This is a genomic window from Roseomonas sp. KE2513, from assembly GCF_016107305.1.
Taxonomy (GTDB): domain Bacteria; phylum Pseudomonadota; class Alphaproteobacteria; order Acetobacterales; family Acetobacteraceae; genus Roseomonas.
In genome coordinates this window covers 1-866 of the sequence record NZ_RCVR01000162.1, presented here as the reverse complement: position 1 = coordinate 866, position 866 = coordinate 1, and the positions used below count along the sequence as shown (strand labels likewise).

Below are 866 nucleotides of genomic sequence, written 5' to 3'. Positions count from 1 at the left end.
AGAGGCTGTTTCCACTACTACCTTGAGTTGAAGAACCCCGTTCCGGCGGTCTGCTGACCCTCACCCTACCTCTGCAGCTTTGGCGTGGAGGGAGAGGTGGACAGAAGGATCCTGGGGCTGATCGCGACGGCGATGGAGTGCTGCGAGGGAGGCCGCTCCCGCGGCCGCGGCCACCCGCCGGCATCCTTGGTTCGTGTGCTCGCTACCCTCCGGCAGTTCGTGCGCGAGGGCACGCCTTGGCGCAGCCTGCGAGCCACGTCAGAGAAGGCGAGCGGCTCGACCCTGCGACGCTGTTTGGCAGCGTGGTCACGCACGGGCCTGCTGGGGCGGGTGCATGCACTGCTCGTCCGCATGCTGCGCGGCCACCCTGACCTGATCCTCGACAGCTGCTCGGTGCGCGCCAAGCGAGGTGGAGACCTGACTGGCCCGAACCCGACCGACAGGGCCAAGAAGGGCAGCAAGTACCATGTCGCGACCACAGGCGACGGGCTGCCGGTGGCCTGCGCCGTGACTGGCGCCAACGTTCCTGACACCCTGCTGTTCGAGCGCTTGTTCCTGGCCGCCTTCGCTGTCCTGGCACGCATTCGCACGGTGCTCGCCGACAAAGGCTACGACGCCGAGCGGCATCGCGAGCTCTGCCGCAAGCTTGGCGTCCGACCTCGCATCCACAAGCGCGGGCGGGCACCCGGCTCAGGCCTGGGCAAGCGGCGCTGGCCAGTGGAGCGCACCAACGCTTGGCTGTTGGAGAACAGGCGTCTGGCTCTGCGCTACGATCGCTGCGGCTTCATCATTCAGTCCCTGCTCCAGACCGCATGCATATTCCTGGTTGCAGGACGCCTCGCTCAGGAATTCTGAAAACCGCGTCT

Annotated in this window: 1 protein-coding gene; it reads left to right on the top strand. The window is 66.7% G+C overall.

Annotation, left to right across the window (positions count from 1 at the left end; all coding sequences use genetic code 11):
- The first annotated feature begins 96 nt into the window (after nucleotides 1-96).
- On the top strand, nucleotides 97-855 hold the full coding sequence (locus tag D9599_RS30740) for an IS5 family transposase (protein WP_198384291.1): 759 nt from the start codon (nucleotides 97-99) through the stop codon (nucleotides 853-855).
- Nucleotides 856-866 lie beyond the last annotated feature (11 nt).